Here is a 13,184-nt window from a genome sequence, read left to right on the forward strand (position 1 = left end):
TTTAAAACAGTAAACTAAATGCCAATATTAACCACAACATACAAACCTAAATTTATATTTAGAAATGGACACTTGTCGACCATTTACTCTGGACTATTAAGAAAAGTTGAAGGCGTTACCCAAAAGCGAGAGCGTCTAACGTTACCAGATAACGATTTTTTAGATTTAGATTGGAGTTATACAACCAAGAAAACAAACCAATTACTAATCGTTTTACATGGTTTAGAAGGCAATGCGCAACGCCATTATATGTTAGGCTCTGCAAAAATGGCAAACCAAAATAATATAGATGCAGTTTGTGTTAATTTTCGAGGTTGTAGTGGAGAAGTTAATAACAGTTTTCAATCGTACCATTCTGGTAAAACAGACGACTTAGCTTCGGTTTTAAAACACATAACAGAGCAGTTTCATTATGATACTATTTATCTAAAAGGATTTAGCCTTGGAGGTAATGTTATTTTAAAATATTTAGGAGAGAATAATCAAATTCCAAAACAAGTAAAAGGAGCAGTAACGGTTTCGGTTCCTGTGTTTTTAAGAGGTTCGTTAGAAAAATTAATGTCTATTGAAAACGTATTGTACTCTAAAAAGTTTTTAAAAAATTTAAGAGCTAAGCTGAAGGGAAAACAAGAATTATTTCCGCAGAATATTAAAAATGAAGATTTAATAGCGATAAAGACGTTAAAAGATTTTGATGACTTTTACACCTCTAAAGCACATAATTTTATTGATGCTTACGATTATTATGAAAAATCGAGTAGTCTTCCGTTTTTAGCAGGAATTAAAATACCTACGTTATTAATAAATGCACAAAACGATTCTTTTTTATCAAAAGAATGTTATCCAATTGAAGCAGCAAAACAGAATGAATATTTGTATTTAGAAATGCCAAAATATGGTGGCCATGTTGGTTTTTGCGATTCTGAAAATATTTATTATTCCGAAAAAAGAATGCTAGAGTTTATAAGTAAATTATAGATTTTTAAGTAGTTAGAATATTAACTTTATTGGTTTTAGAGATTATTAATCCACTAATTTTCCTACATTTAGTTTCTAAACCAACCATTTATGCTCAAAAAAGTATTTGCCAGCGCTGTCTTTGGAGTCGATGCTTCCACAATAACTGTAGAGGTTAACGTTAATTCCGGAATTGGATATCACCTTGTAGGACTTCCAGACAATGCAATTAAAGAAAGCAATTACAGAATTGCAGCTGCTTTACAAAACAATGGTTACAAGATTCCTGGTAAAAAAATCACTATTAATATGGCACCTGCCGATTTACGAAAGGAAGGTTCTGCCTACGATTTAACTTTAGCGGTAGGTATTCTTGCAGCTTCTAAACAAATTCAAGCCAATGATTTAGAAGATTATCTAATTATGGGAGAGCTTTCCTTAGACGGAAGTTTACAGCCTATTAAAGGTGCTTTACCAATAGCTATAAAAGCTAAAGAAGAAGGTTTTAAAGGATTTATACTTCCTATTCAAAACGCAAAAGAAGCAGCAATCGTTAGTGATTTTAAAGTTTATGGTATCGATAATATTAAACAGATTATTAATTTTTTTGATAAAAGTGAAGCAATCGAAGAAACCATAATAAATACAAGAGAAGAATTTTATAAGAATTTAGATTATCCAGATTTCGATTTTGCAGACGTAAAAGGACAAGAAGGCATAAAACGTTGTATGGAAATTGCAGCAGCTGGTGGACATAATATTATTTTAGTTGGTCCACCAGGAGCAGGAAAAACAATGTTAGCCAAACGTTTACCTAGTATTCTGCCACCAATGTCTTTAAAAGAAGCTTTAGAAACCACAAAAATACATAGTGTTGTAGGCCGTGTAAAAGCTAATTCGGGCTTGATGGCTCAACGTCCTTTTAGAAGCCCACATCATACCATTTCTAATGTAGCACTTGTAGGAGGAGGTAGTTATCCACAACCTGGAGAAATATCTTTATGCCATAACGGCGTTTTGTTTTTAGATGAATTACCCGAATTTAAGAGAGAAGTTTTAGAAGTTATGAGGCAACCTCTAGAAGATAGAGAGGTTACCATTTCAAGAGCTAAATTTACTGTAACTTATCCATCATCATTTATGTTGGTAGCTAGTATGAATCCTAGTCCAAGTGGTTATTTTAACGATCCAGACTCGCCAATAACCTCAAGTCCTGCAGAAATGCAACGTTATTTAAGTAAAATTTCTGGACCATTGTTAGATAGAATAGATATTCATATTGAAGTAACGCCAGTTCCTTTCGATAAACTTTCCGATGAAAGAAAAGGCGAATCTTCAATAGACATAAGAAAACGTGTAACAGAAGCACGAGAAAGGCAAACAGAACGCTTTGCAGAATCTGAAACGGTACATTACAATGCGCAAATGCATGTAAAACAAATTAGAACGCATTGTAAGTTAGATGATGCCTCTAAAGCACTGTTAAAAACAGCTATGGAACGTTTAAACCTTTCCGCTAGAGCTTATGATAGAATCTTAAAAGTATCGCGAACAATTGCAGATTTAGAAGGCGCTAAAGATATTATTGGCAGTCATTTAAGCGAAGCCATTCAATATAGAAGTTTAGATAGAGAAGGTTGGTTGGGTTAGTAGTAAAATCATTATTTTTTATATAAATGAAATAAAAATTAAACTGTAAATTAGCTAAATAACAGTGTTTTTTATTCTTAATTGAGCTAGAAAAAAGAAAAAAGTATAGAAAAACTGTCAAATCTTTATATCTTCACAACTTTTAAAAATTTAAATGCTATTAATTAACTAAACAAAAAACTATGCCTACACCAAAAGGAATTATTACAGCTGCAGAAGCTCAAGAATTAAACGACAATTGGACAAATTTAAGAGCTAGAGCAAACCAATCAGCTGCTGGGAAACCAGACAACCGCTCGTCTTGGTATTCGTTTGACGACATGCAGAACTTTTTAAACCTAATTAAAGAGGAAAATCCAAAAGTTAATGGCATCCGTTTTTATTTAGGTGTTGAAACTACAAAAGAAGATCCAAAAGGATTAACTACAATTTTCATGGTTCCAACAGAAGACGATAAAGGAAAGAACAAAGATATTCCTAAAGCAAAAGGAATGGATAGAGGTGAAGAAGGAGAGCCAGTAGAATCTGGATACCCTCAATAAAATTTTATGCTAGAGTTCTTATTTTATTATAATAGTATAATTACTCATAGTATAGAGGCAATAGCAGCAATTACTGGGCTTTTTTGTTTAAAAAAGTATAAAGGTACTGCTGCTATTTTTTTTATATGGTTATTGGTTTATCTGTGTTTGGTAGATGTTTTAGGAATGTACCCTAAATATTATAATACTTTTGACTTCCTAGAACCAATTAAAAATAGTATTTTTAGAAGAAATAGTTGGTGGTTTACTATTTTCTTTGATATTATTGCTGTTATATTATTCTCTTTATTGTTTCAAAAAATTTTAAAGAAAAAATTATCTAAAAACATATTAAAATATGGAATAATACTATATTCTTTTATTGCAATTATTTTAATAGTATTAGATATAGATGCTTTATTTAAAAGTAATTTTCGTTCAATATATATATTAGAAACCATTTTAATTTGTTGTTGTTCAGTGTTTTATTTTATAGAGGTTTTAAATAGTGATAACTTTCTTCAATTTTCAAAATCCTTATATTTTTATATAAGCATAGCAATTTTTATATGGTGGTTAGTTGTTACGCCATTAGTGTTTTTCGATCAGTATTTTGTTTTAGAAGATGAAAGTTTCGTCTTATTAAAAAAGAGTATTTACATTCTTTCAAACATCTTTATGTATTTAACCTTTACAATAGGCTTAATAGTTTCTAAACCAGAAAAAACAGAGTAGTCATTTTTTTTTCTTACTTTTAAATCGCTATTAATCTTAAAAACATAATCTATGGTGTAAACTTTAGTATTTACTCTTCTTATAAATACTAATTATGTTGTAAAACCTATTTACTACATCTATTACTAACTTTAAAACTAGAACTAAAATGAAAAACTTACTTACCCTAATATTAGGTTTAATAATTGGTGCAATAATAATGTACTTCTATTGTTGCAAATCAGGAGATTTTGCAGCTCCAATGGTTGTTGTAAAACCTTCTGGAGTAATATCTACTAAAGACGCTAGAACTTTAGATCGCGCTTTCGATTCTAGACATAAATTAATTAGCGATTCTATTGTAAAACGTCCGGATAATCGTTCGTCTTGGTGGTCTTTAAAAGATATGCAAGATTACTTGAAATATGCAGAAAACCAAAGTGAAGAATTGGGTTACACAATGGATGGCATACGTGTTTATTTAGGTGCTTATCCAGATGAAGAAGTAGATTCTAAAAGAACTGTAGGTTACACCACAATGTTTATGGTTCCAACTTCTAGTGAAATAGAACAAGTACACCAAAAAGGAGGATCTGCAGTAGATGCTAAAGATGGAGGAGATGTTCCAGGTGGTGATCCATTAAACGATGGAAGTGCCGGAAATCCACCAAGTGCTAATTATCCTCAATAAATATTTTTTTGGAAGAATTTTTAAAAGATAATTATATTTTAATAACACGAGGTGTTGAAATTTTAGCAGCTGTTACTGGCTTATTATTCTATAAAAAGTATAAAAATACAGCTGCTACTTATTTCATATGGTTTTTAGTGTATATAACTATATGTGATTTTTTATGTGGTTATACTTATTATGTTAAGAATATTGGTTTTCTAAATTTTTTAGGTGGTACTTTATTTGAAAAAAATTATTGGTTGTCCACGCTATATTGGAAGATTGGAGCCGTATTGTTTTTTACCTTCTATTATTATAAAATACTAAAGACGAAACAAAGCAAGTTGTTTCTTAAATATACAGGCTACTCTTTTCTGTTATTTTCTTTAATATATATTATTGTGCATTTTCAAGAATATTTTATACGTTCTTTTCCTATAATAAGCGTGTTAGGAGCTTTAATTATTAGTATTTGTGTTGTTCTATATTATATTGAAGTATTACAGTCTGAAAAAATTTTAAGTTTCTATAAATCGTTAAATTTTTATATAAGTACTGCAATATTTATTTGGTGGTTAATTATAACACCATTAGTTTTTTATAGTTTGTATTTTACTAAAGCAGATTGGAATTTTGTAATACTAAAATGGCAAATTTATCTATTCGCAAACATTTTTATGTACACTACATTTACCATAGGTTTAATAGTTTCTAAACCACAAAGTAGTGTATCATAGATTTTAAGCGTATTTTGCAGCACTACAAATTTTAATAGAATTGCTAGAATTTATTACAAAATATTTTAATCACATAAGCTATGTCTTTGAGCTTTTAGCAATGCTAACAGGTATTTTCTGTTTTAATAAATACAAAAACACTTCAACTAGAATTTTTATTTTTTTTTTAATTTATGTGGTTTTTGTAGATTTTACAGGTGCAACATATTTCTACGATATTAATTTTAAACCAACGGCATACTTAAGAAGTATAGGGTTTAATAGTAAACCTTGGTACAATCTGTTATGGCTATTTGGGAGTATGCTATTTGTAATGTATTATATTTATAACGTACTACATAAAAAATATAACAAGATACTAATACTAGCTGTTACAGTTATATTTACTACTCTTATGCTTGGTCATTTTTTTATATATCCTCAAGTGTTTTTTAAAACGCATAGTTCATACTACCAATTAGTAGGTGCATTTACTTTATTAATAGGATGTGCTATTTACTTTATTGAGTTTATTAATTCAGAATCGATTACCTATGCTTTAAGAACCTATAGTTTTTATGCATTAAGCGCAGTTTTAATTTGGTGGCTTATTGTTACACCAATTTTACTTTTTGAGGCATATAATACTATCTCAGATATTGATTTTGTTAATTTAAAGAGACGCATTTTTGTTTTTGCAAATATGTTTATGTACGGTATGTTTGCATTTGGACTTGTTATTTCTAAACCTCAAAGAGATTAATAATAATGAAAATGATATGGATTTTGTTTACTTGAATAGAAGTTTAATGTTTGCTTCAAATATTTTTATGTATACTTGTTTTGCTATTGAACTAATTATTTATAAACCACAACAAAAAAATGAATAATCGCTTAATTTATATATTTCAAGAACCAATGGTTTCGACTGCTGCAGAACGCTATTTATTAATCTACATGATTGGTGTTTTGGTAATAGTAACAGCTTTAGTTATTTTATTCTTTATTGTTTTTCAGAAAAGGAAAAACAAACTGCTAATCGATAAAATTAAGCAACAACAAGCTTTTGAAGAGGAATTAAGTAATGCGCAAACCGAAATACAAGAGCAAACTTTAAAGAATATTGGTTGGGAATTACACGATAATGTAGGTCAATTACTAGCAGCAGCCAGTATGCAAATGAACATACTAAAAACACAAGTTAGTGATGAAGTAAAGGAAAACTTTACTGAAGCCGCAAGTACTGTAAAACAGAGTTTAAAGGAAGTTAGGATGCTATCTCGATCTCTAAATAACGAAGTGGTTTTAAATATTGGGTTTGAACAGTCTATTGAAAATGAGTTAAATAGACTTAAGAAATTAAAGTTTGCAACAGCAGAGTTACATGTTAAAGGAGAGATTGTTCCTTTTAAAAACACAAAACATGAAATTATTATTTTTAGAATACTTCAAGAATTCTTTTCGAACACCGTAAAATACTCTCAAGCTAAAAATCTATTAGTTAAATTAAATTATTTAGAAGATAAGCTTATTATAGTAGCAAGCGACGATGGAAAAGGTTTCGATATGGAAACAGTACAAAAAGGTTCTGGTTTATTAAATATGAAAAGTAGAGCAAAACTTATTAATACACAATATAATCTTACATCAAAGATTGGTGAAGGTGTAATATTGGAATTAAAGTATCCTTATAAGCACGAATAAAAATAATATATTCTTTCAATTACAACCATTTTAAAATCTTTTTCACCTTCTTTAATTTCCCTGTATAAGGTGCATAACGCACCGGTAAATCTAACCAGTTTCCTTTTTTAACAACTGCTTTTTGGTGAGAGAAAGTATTGAAAGATAGTTTACCATGGTAAGCTCCAATTCCGCTGTTTCCTGTACCACCAAAAGGCAATCTATGATTTGCAAAATGAATTACAGTATCATTAATACAACCGCCTCCAAAAGAAAATTGCTCTATAATTTTTCTAGCTTTCGCTGAATTTGTGCTAAAAACATAAAGCGACAATGGTTTTTCGTATTTAGAAATTATGGTTTCAATTTCATCTTCATTTTTATAAGAAATAACAGGTAGAATTGGACCGAATATTTCATCTTTCATCACTTCACTATCTAAGTTTGGTTCATCTATAAGAGTAGGAGAGATGTACAATGTTTCAGCATCTGTTTGTCCTCCAATAATGCAGTTTTCATTGGTAAGCATTTTGTTTAAACGCTCAAAATTTTTATGGTTTACAATACGACAAAAATCTTCTGATGCTTTTGGGTTATTAGTATAAGCTTTGTCAATTTCAATTTGCATGGCTTTGTAAAAAACTTCTTTTTTACTTTGGGCAATTAATATATAATCTGGAGCAATACAGGTTTGTCCTGCATTTAAAAATTTACCCCAAACAATACGTTTGGCAGTTAATTTAATGTTAGCTGTTTCGTCTATAATACATGGGTTTTTTCCGCCTAATTCTAAAGTTAATGGCGTTAAAAATTGTGCGGCAGCTTTAGCTACAATTTTACCAACATTTACACTTCCTGTAAAGAAAATATAATCCCAACGTTGTGCTAATAGTTCTGTGGAAACACCAACACCTCCTTCTACAACACTAACATGTTCGGGTTTAAAAACGGTTTCTATAATTTTTTTTAATAAAGCAGAAGTATTTGGAGTAAGTTCACTCGGTTTTAAAACAACGGTATTTCCAGCAGCAATGGCAGCAACCATTGGAGCAATTGCTAATTGGTAAGGATAGTTCCACGGTGCAATAATTAGGGCTTGTCCATAAGGTTCAGAATACAATCTATCGGTAGATGGAAAGTTCATTAAAGCAGGTAAAACGCGTTTAGGTTTAGACCATTTAGTAATGTTTTTAATCATTAAATCTAAATCTGAAAGTACAACTACAGTTTCTGTTAAAACAGACTCGAAAGCTGGCTTTTTAAAGTCTTTGGCTAAAGCTTCTATAATATCGTTTTCACGTTTTATAAGTTCAACTTTTAAGCGTTTTAAAGCTTGCTTTCTAAAGTCAACAGATTTTGTTTCTCCAGTTTTAAAGTAGTCTTTTTGAGATTGTAATAATTCAGGGATCATACTAAATAGATTAGAAAGTAAAGTTACGAAACTTTATTAGTAATCATTGTCTTACTTAAAAGCATCAGTCTAAATGGCTTTTTATTTTAAGCAGGCATCCCAAATAGGATCTTTAGGTAAAGGCGCAGTAATATTTAGTTCTACATTAGAAACAGGATGAATAAATTTAATATTTCTAGCGTGTAAACTTATACTAGCATCTTTATTACTACGATCGAAACCATATTTTAAATCTCCTTTAATAGGCGAACCAATACTGGACAGTTGTACACGAATTTGATGATGTCTGCCAGTTTCAAGATTAACTTCAAGTAAGAAGTAATTGTCTAAAGCCTTTATTGTTTTATAATGTAAAATAGCCTTTTTACTATCGGGAACTTCATTAATATGCGCTCTAGATTTATTGTTTTTAGGATTCTTTATAAGCCAATGTGTTAAAGAATCTGCCTCTTTTTTAGGTTGGTTTTTTACTAAAGCCCAATACGTTTTAGATATATCTTTAGAAACAAATAATTTATTTAAACGTGGTAAAGCTTTGCTGGTTTTAGCAAATATTACCAAGCCAGTAGTAGGTCTATCAAGCCTATGTACTGTGCCTAAATAAACGTTTCCAGGCTTATTGTATTTCTCAGCAATATATTCCTTTACAACATCGCTTAAAGGTTTATCTCCAGTTTTATCACCTTGTACAATATCACCAGCACGTTTATTAACTACAATAATGTGATTGTCCTCGTAAATAACCTGAAGATTGTCTTTTGTAGAAATAATTTTAGATTTTTGGATCACTAGATAGTTAGATTTTTAGATTTATTTGAGAGTAGATTTAAACTTAGAGGTCATTTTTATTATTGATTCTAAACTTTTTAAAAGAGGATCTAATTCTTCATGAGTTATAAAATTTAAATCTGGAGCAATTAATAATTGTGTTTCAACTTCGTAAGCAGAACCTAAAGTTATTTGAAGAAATCGCGAGAAATCTTTATTAGATTGTCTTGAAGAACCTTCCGCAATATTTGATGGTATTGAAACAGAAGCTCTTCTAAGTTGATTTGTTAAACCAAATTTTTCAGATTCAGGAAATTTAGAAGTAATAGCATAAATCTCAGAACAAAATAATCGGCTTTTCTTCCAGAATTCTAAACCTTTAAATCTATGCATTTATTTATTTGATTAGTTCGGTTGCTCGATTATTGGGTTAGTTCAATTTTTAAAAACCAACTAAAGTATACCTATAAAATAAACTAGTTTTATTTAGTATTAATTCGAGTAAGTTCTAAAGATCGAGAAATCGAAAAATCTAATTAATCCAATCTTAATACTGCTCCTCATCATTAGGGAAATCACCACTCTTAACATCTGCACCATATTGTGTAAAGGCATTGGTCATTTCTTCATATAAATTCATGTAACGTCTTAAAAACCGTGGATTAAACTCATGTGTCATGCCAACCATATCATGTGTAACTAAAACTTGGCCATCAACTCCATTTCCAGCTCCAATTCCAATTACAGGAATAGAAACACTTTCGGCAACTTCTTGTGCTAATTTCGCAGGAATTTTTTCTAGAACAATACCAAAACATCCTGCCTTTTCTAGCATTAAGGCATCTTCTTTAAGTTGTATAGCTTCTTCTTCCTCTTTAGCACGAACAGTATAAGTACCAAATTTATAAATAGATTGTGGTGTTAAACCTAAATGTCCCATAACCGGAATTCCAGCTTGTAAAATACGCTTTATAGAGTCTTTAACTTCTTTACCTCCTTCCATTTTTACAGCATGTCCTCCAGATTCTTTCATAATTCTAATGGCAGAACGTAGCGCTTCTTTAGGGTCACTTTGGTAGCTACCAAAAGGCAAATCTACAACAATAAGTGAGCGCTCAATAGCACGAACCACTGAAGACGCATGATAAATCATCTGGTCTAAAGTAATAGGTAATGTTGTTTCGTGTCCAGCCATAACATTACTGGCAGAATCTCCAACTAGAATAACATCTATTCCTGCACCATCAACAATTTTTGCCATGGTATAATCGTATGCAGTAAGCATAGAGATTTTTTCTCCACGCTTTTTCATATCGACTAGCGATTTTACAGTGACTCTTTTATATTCTTTTTTTGCTACAGACATTTATTTTAAATTAAGATAGATTGTAAAAATACTAAAATTACTATAGATAGCACGATTTTTATTTAATACTGAAAAACAATAGATTGCAAATAAATGATGTAAATTCTAGCACAAATTGTAAAAATCGACACTTACAATTTTTCCGTTTTTAAAGGTGAAATTATAACCACCAGAATCTGTATGTATACTATAAACATGTGGTTGGTTAATTCCTGCAAATACATAGTGTGCATACTTTGTAATAAAGTATCTTTCTGTAGTATGGTGTGTTATTATATGGTGATCACTAATCTTCAGACTGTTTTTAGCGTTAATAAATAGAGTAACTATGTTTGCTAAGTTCTCTTCTTTATTTACAGACAATACCATATTTGGATACGTGTAAAAAGTTTCACTATAAAAAACACCACATTCGTCGGTAAGTAAATCTATTTTGGTAGGTGCTCCATAGATTTTAGTGACATCGCTAAGCTTTACAAAATGTTTTTTAACGTTTATGCCTTCAATTAAATAATCGGTATTTTCTATAAAAGCTTCTCTTTCTTGATACGTTTTTGTAGAAGCTAATCCTTTAACTAAAATGAGTTTAGTTTCAATTTCGTTAATTAGAACAGAGTCTTTTAGTTGTTTTGCGACGTCGTAGTATAAATTATAAGCGTCTACTAAATTCTCTTTACCACCATTCCAAGCTAATTGTACAAGGCGTTCTGCTATTCTTTTTCTGTTGGTAATGTCTTCATATTCAAACCCATTAAAGGTCTTTTTTAACACATTAAAATCGGGTCTTTCTCCTAAAAATTTTCTTTGTACAAAACGACTGTTCGATATGCAAACCCAATGGTCTATATTTACAGGAACATATTTTACAGCAACAGCTTTACCTGTAGTTAAAATTGCTTTTATTTCACTGTTTGTTGTTGGCTTATTTCTAGCACGAAGATTAGCAACCAAGACAAAAAGGTGATGACTTCCATAGTATTTATCGCGACTTAAAATAGGATTGTCTATATCTAAAGATTCTGTTGTATTGTATGTGTGTTTTTTAGATAAAAACGTATTGTTTACGTAACCAGTATCATTATTATCAGCCTTTACTAAAAACCAACCTTTAGTATATCTGATAACTATTTCAACTTTAGCATTTGTTTTAAAATAACCTAAAATCGTACTATTTGTTGTAGCGTCCTTATACAAACGTGCATCTGTATTAAGGTACATTTTGTCTTGTGCTGTGCTAAATGTTAGAAACAGCAATGCAAATAGTAAACAGTTAAGCCTCATGAAAATGTTTTAATAATTAACAATCTGCCATATTAACGCGCACTGCCAAGCCACCTTCACTAGTCTCTTTGTACTTATTATTCATGTCCTTTGCAGTTTCCCACATGGTTTCAACAACTTTATCTAATGGTACTTTTGCGTTTTTAGGATCAGTATCTAATGCTAATTCGGCAGCATTTATGGCTTTAATAGCACCCATTGCATTACGTTCTATACAAGGAATTTGCACTAATCCACCAATAGGATCGCAGGTTAAACCTAAGTGATGTTCCATTGCAATTTCTGCGGCAATCATAACTTGTTCTGGAGAGCCACCAAGTAGCTCTGTTAAAGCAGCAGCTGCCATAGCAGAGCTTACACCTATTTCGGCCTGACAACCACCCATTGCGGCAGAGATAGTGGCACCTTTTTTAAAGATACTTCCTATTTCTCCGGCAACTAATAAAAATTGTTTAATGTGTTTAAAATCTGCTTCATGATTTTCTATTACCATATAGTACATTAAAACCGAAGGAATAACACCAGCACTACCATTAGTTGGAGCAGTAACCACACGACCAAGCGATGCGTTTACTTCGTTTACAGATAAGGCAAAGCAGCTTACCCATTTTAATATTTGTCTAAATTTAACCTCACTTTGTCTTATAGATTGTAACCAATCTTGAGAAGTAATATAAGGCATTTCAATATTCAATTTTTTATGAATATCAAATGCACGACGCCTTACATTTAGTCCACCAGGTAAAGTACCTTCGGTATGGCAGCCAGTAAACATACAGTCTAACATGGTTTGCCAGATACGCTGTAACTCGAAATCTATAGTTTTATCATCTCTAAGAGACCTTTCATTTTCTAAAACAATTTCAGAAATCATTTTATTTTCACTCTTACAAAAAGCTAATAATTCTGTTGCTTTATCTACAGGAAAAGGAAATTCGCTTTTAAGTTCTTTATTCTCTGCATCGACGGTACGTTCTTCTTTTATAACAAATCCACCACCAATAGAGTAGAAGGTAGATTGGTGTATTTCGGTATTCATGCTAAACGCAGTAAAAGTAATGGCGTTAGAATGAAATGGAAGAAAGACCTTGTTAAATACAATTTCAGATTGCATGTTAAAGTCAATTATTTTTTCATTTCCTAAAACAATTTTTTCAGTGTTTGTTATAGATGCTATAATTATGTCTATCGTTTCGGTAGGAATATATTCAGGATCACTACCACTTAAGCCTAACATAACAGCCAAATCAGTAGCATGTCCTTTTCCGGTTAGGGATAACGAGCCATATAAATCTACTTGAATTCTGGTAACATCATTAAAAACGTTGTCTTCTTTTAATTCGTGTAACCATCTTTCGGCTGCACGCCAAGGCCCTAAAGTGTGAGAACTCGATGGTCCAACACCAATTTTAAGCATATCGAAAACAGAAATACATTCCATAAT

14 protein-coding genes are annotated in these 13,184 nt (G+C 30.9%); 8 read left to right on the forward strand and 6 right to left on the reverse strand.

Annotation, left to right across the window (positions count from 1 at the left end):
• Window positions 1-18 precede the first annotated feature (18 nt).
• The 8 genes from CW733_RS03440 (at window position 19) to CW733_RS03475 (ending at window position 6,935) form a co-directional block, all read left to right on the forward strand.
• Window positions 19-978 carry a YheT family hydrolase gene (locus tag CW733_RS03440; RefSeq protein WP_100995723.1) on the forward strand — a complete coding sequence of 320 codons (960 nt, stop codon included), beginning with the start codon at window positions 19-21 and terminating at the stop codon, window positions 976-978.
• A gap of 90 nt (window positions 979-1,068) precedes the next feature.
• Window positions 1,069-2,607 (forward strand): YifB family Mg chelatase-like AAA ATPase, encoded by a 1,539-nt coding sequence (locus CW733_RS03445; RefSeq protein WP_100995725.1) that lies wholly within the window; start codon window positions 1,069-1,071, stop codon window positions 2,605-2,607.
• Window positions 2,608-2,789: 182 nt separating this feature from the next.
• On the forward strand, window positions 2,790-3,149 hold the full coding sequence (locus CW733_RS03450) for a hypothetical protein (RefSeq protein ID WP_100995728.1): 360 nt from the start codon (window positions 2,790-2,792) through the stop codon (window positions 3,147-3,149).
• A 6-nt stretch (window positions 3,150-3,155) separates the two neighbouring features.
• Window positions 3,156-3,863 (forward strand): hypothetical protein, encoded by a 708-nt coding sequence (locus CW733_RS03455; RefSeq protein ID WP_100995730.1) that lies wholly within the window; start codon window positions 3,156-3,158, stop codon window positions 3,861-3,863.
• A 148-nt stretch (window positions 3,864-4,011) separates the two neighbouring features.
• Entirely contained in the window at window positions 4,012-4,533 is a 522-nt protein-coding gene (locus CW733_RS03460) for a hypothetical protein (RefSeq protein WP_100995732.1), read from the forward strand.
• Window positions 4,534-4,541: 8 nt separating this feature from the next.
• Window positions 4,542-5,252 (forward strand): hypothetical protein, encoded by a 711-nt coding sequence (locus CW733_RS03465; RefSeq protein WP_100995734.1) that lies wholly within the window; start codon window positions 4,542-4,544, stop codon window positions 5,250-5,252.
• 100 nt (window positions 5,253-5,352) lie between these two features.
• Complete coding sequence (locus CW733_RS03470) at window positions 5,353-5,994, forward strand: hypothetical protein (RefSeq protein ID WP_157811531.1); 642 nt, start codon at window positions 5,353-5,355, stop codon at window positions 5,992-5,994.
• 119 nt (window positions 5,995-6,113) lie between these two features.
• Window positions 6,114-6,935, forward strand: coding sequence for a sensor histidine kinase (locus tag CW733_RS03475; RefSeq protein WP_100995739.1), 822 nt, complete (start codon window positions 6,114-6,116; stop codon window positions 6,933-6,935).
• A 19-nt stretch (window positions 6,936-6,954) separates the two neighbouring features.
• On the opposite strand, the gene CW733_RS03480 is transcribed toward CW733_RS03475, so the two are convergent.
• The 6 genes from CW733_RS03480 to CW733_RS03505 all read right to left on the reverse strand — a co-directional run bounded on the left by CW733_RS03480 (window position 6,955) and on the right by CW733_RS03505 (window position 13,181).
• Window positions 6,955-8,325: an aldehyde dehydrogenase gene (locus CW733_RS03480; RefSeq protein WP_100995741.1), complete on the reverse strand. Its 1,371-nt coding sequence runs from the start codon at window positions 8,323-8,325 to the stop codon at window positions 6,955-6,957.
• 81 nt (window positions 8,326-8,406) lie between these two features.
• Window positions 8,407-9,111, reverse strand: coding sequence for an RluA family pseudouridine synthase (locus CW733_RS03485; protein ID WP_100998641.1), 705 nt, complete (start codon window positions 9,109-9,111; stop codon window positions 8,407-8,409).
• 24 nt (window positions 9,112-9,135) lie between these two features.
• Entirely contained in the window at window positions 9,136-9,486 is a 351-nt protein-coding gene (locus CW733_RS03490) for a four helix bundle protein (RefSeq protein WP_100995743.1), read from the reverse strand.
• Window positions 9,487-9,640: 154 nt separating this feature from the next.
• Window positions 9,641-10,459 (reverse strand): 3-methyl-2-oxobutanoate hydroxymethyltransferase, encoded by an 819-nt coding sequence (gene panB / locus CW733_RS03495; RefSeq protein ID WP_100995745.1) that lies wholly within the window; start codon window positions 10,457-10,459, stop codon window positions 9,641-9,643.
• 105 nt (window positions 10,460-10,564) lie between these two features.
• Entirely contained in the window at window positions 10,565-11,740 is a 1,176-nt protein-coding gene (locus CW733_RS03500; RefSeq protein WP_100995747.1) for an SH3 domain-containing protein, read from the reverse strand.
• A 16-nt stretch (window positions 11,741-11,756) separates the two neighbouring features.
• Complete coding sequence (locus CW733_RS03505) at window positions 11,757-13,181, reverse strand: L-serine ammonia-lyase (protein ID WP_100995749.1); 1,425 nt, start codon at window positions 13,179-13,181, stop codon at window positions 11,757-11,759.
• Window positions 13,182-13,184 lie beyond the last annotated feature (3 nt).

Source organism: Lacinutrix sp. Bg11-31, assembly GCF_002831665.1.
GTDB lineage: Bacteria > Bacteroidota > Bacteroidia > Flavobacteriales > Flavobacteriaceae > Lacinutrix.

Coding starts and splice junctions, on each gene's coding strand:
- CW733_RS03440 (WP_100995723.1), top strand. CDS start 19: ATGCCAATATTAACCACAACATACAAACCTAAATTTATATTTAGAAAT.
- CW733_RS03445 (WP_100995725.1), top strand. CDS start 1,069: ATGCTCAAAAAAGTATTTGCCAGCGCTGTCTTTGGAGTCGATGCTTCC.
- CW733_RS03450 (WP_100995728.1), top strand. CDS start 2,790: ATGCCTACACCAAAAGGAATTATTACAGCTGCAGAAGCTCAAGAATTA.
- CW733_RS03455 (WP_100995730.1), top strand. CDS start 3,156: ATGCTAGAGTTCTTATTTTATTATAATAGTATAATTACTCATAGTATA.
- CW733_RS03460 (WP_100995732.1), top strand. CDS start 4,012: ATGAAAAACTTACTTACCCTAATATTAGGTTTAATAATTGGTGCAATA.
- CW733_RS03470 (WP_157811531.1), top strand. CDS start 5,353: ATGCTAACAGGTATTTTCTGTTTTAATAAATACAAAAACACTTCAACT.
- CW733_RS03475 (WP_100995739.1), top strand. CDS start 6,114: ATGAATAATCGCTTAATTTATATATTTCAAGAACCAATGGTTTCGACT.
- CW733_RS03480 (WP_100995741.1), bottom strand. CDS start 8,325: ATGATCCCTGAATTATTACAATCTCAAAAAGACTACTTTAAAACTGGA.
- CW733_RS03490 (WP_100995743.1), bottom strand. CDS start 9,486: ATGCATAGATTTAAAGGTTTAGAATTCTGGAAGAAAAGCCGATTATTT.
- panB (WP_100995745.1), bottom strand. CDS start 10,459: ATGTCTGTAGCAAAAAAAGAATATAAAAGAGTCACTGTAAAATCGCTA.
- CW733_RS03500 (WP_100995747.1), bottom strand. CDS start 11,740: ATGAGGCTTAACTGTTTACTATTTGCATTGCTGTTTCTAACATTTAGC.
- CW733_RS03505 (WP_100995749.1), bottom strand. CDS start 13,181: ATGGAATGTATTTCTGTTTTCGATATGCTTAAAATTGGTGTTGGACCA.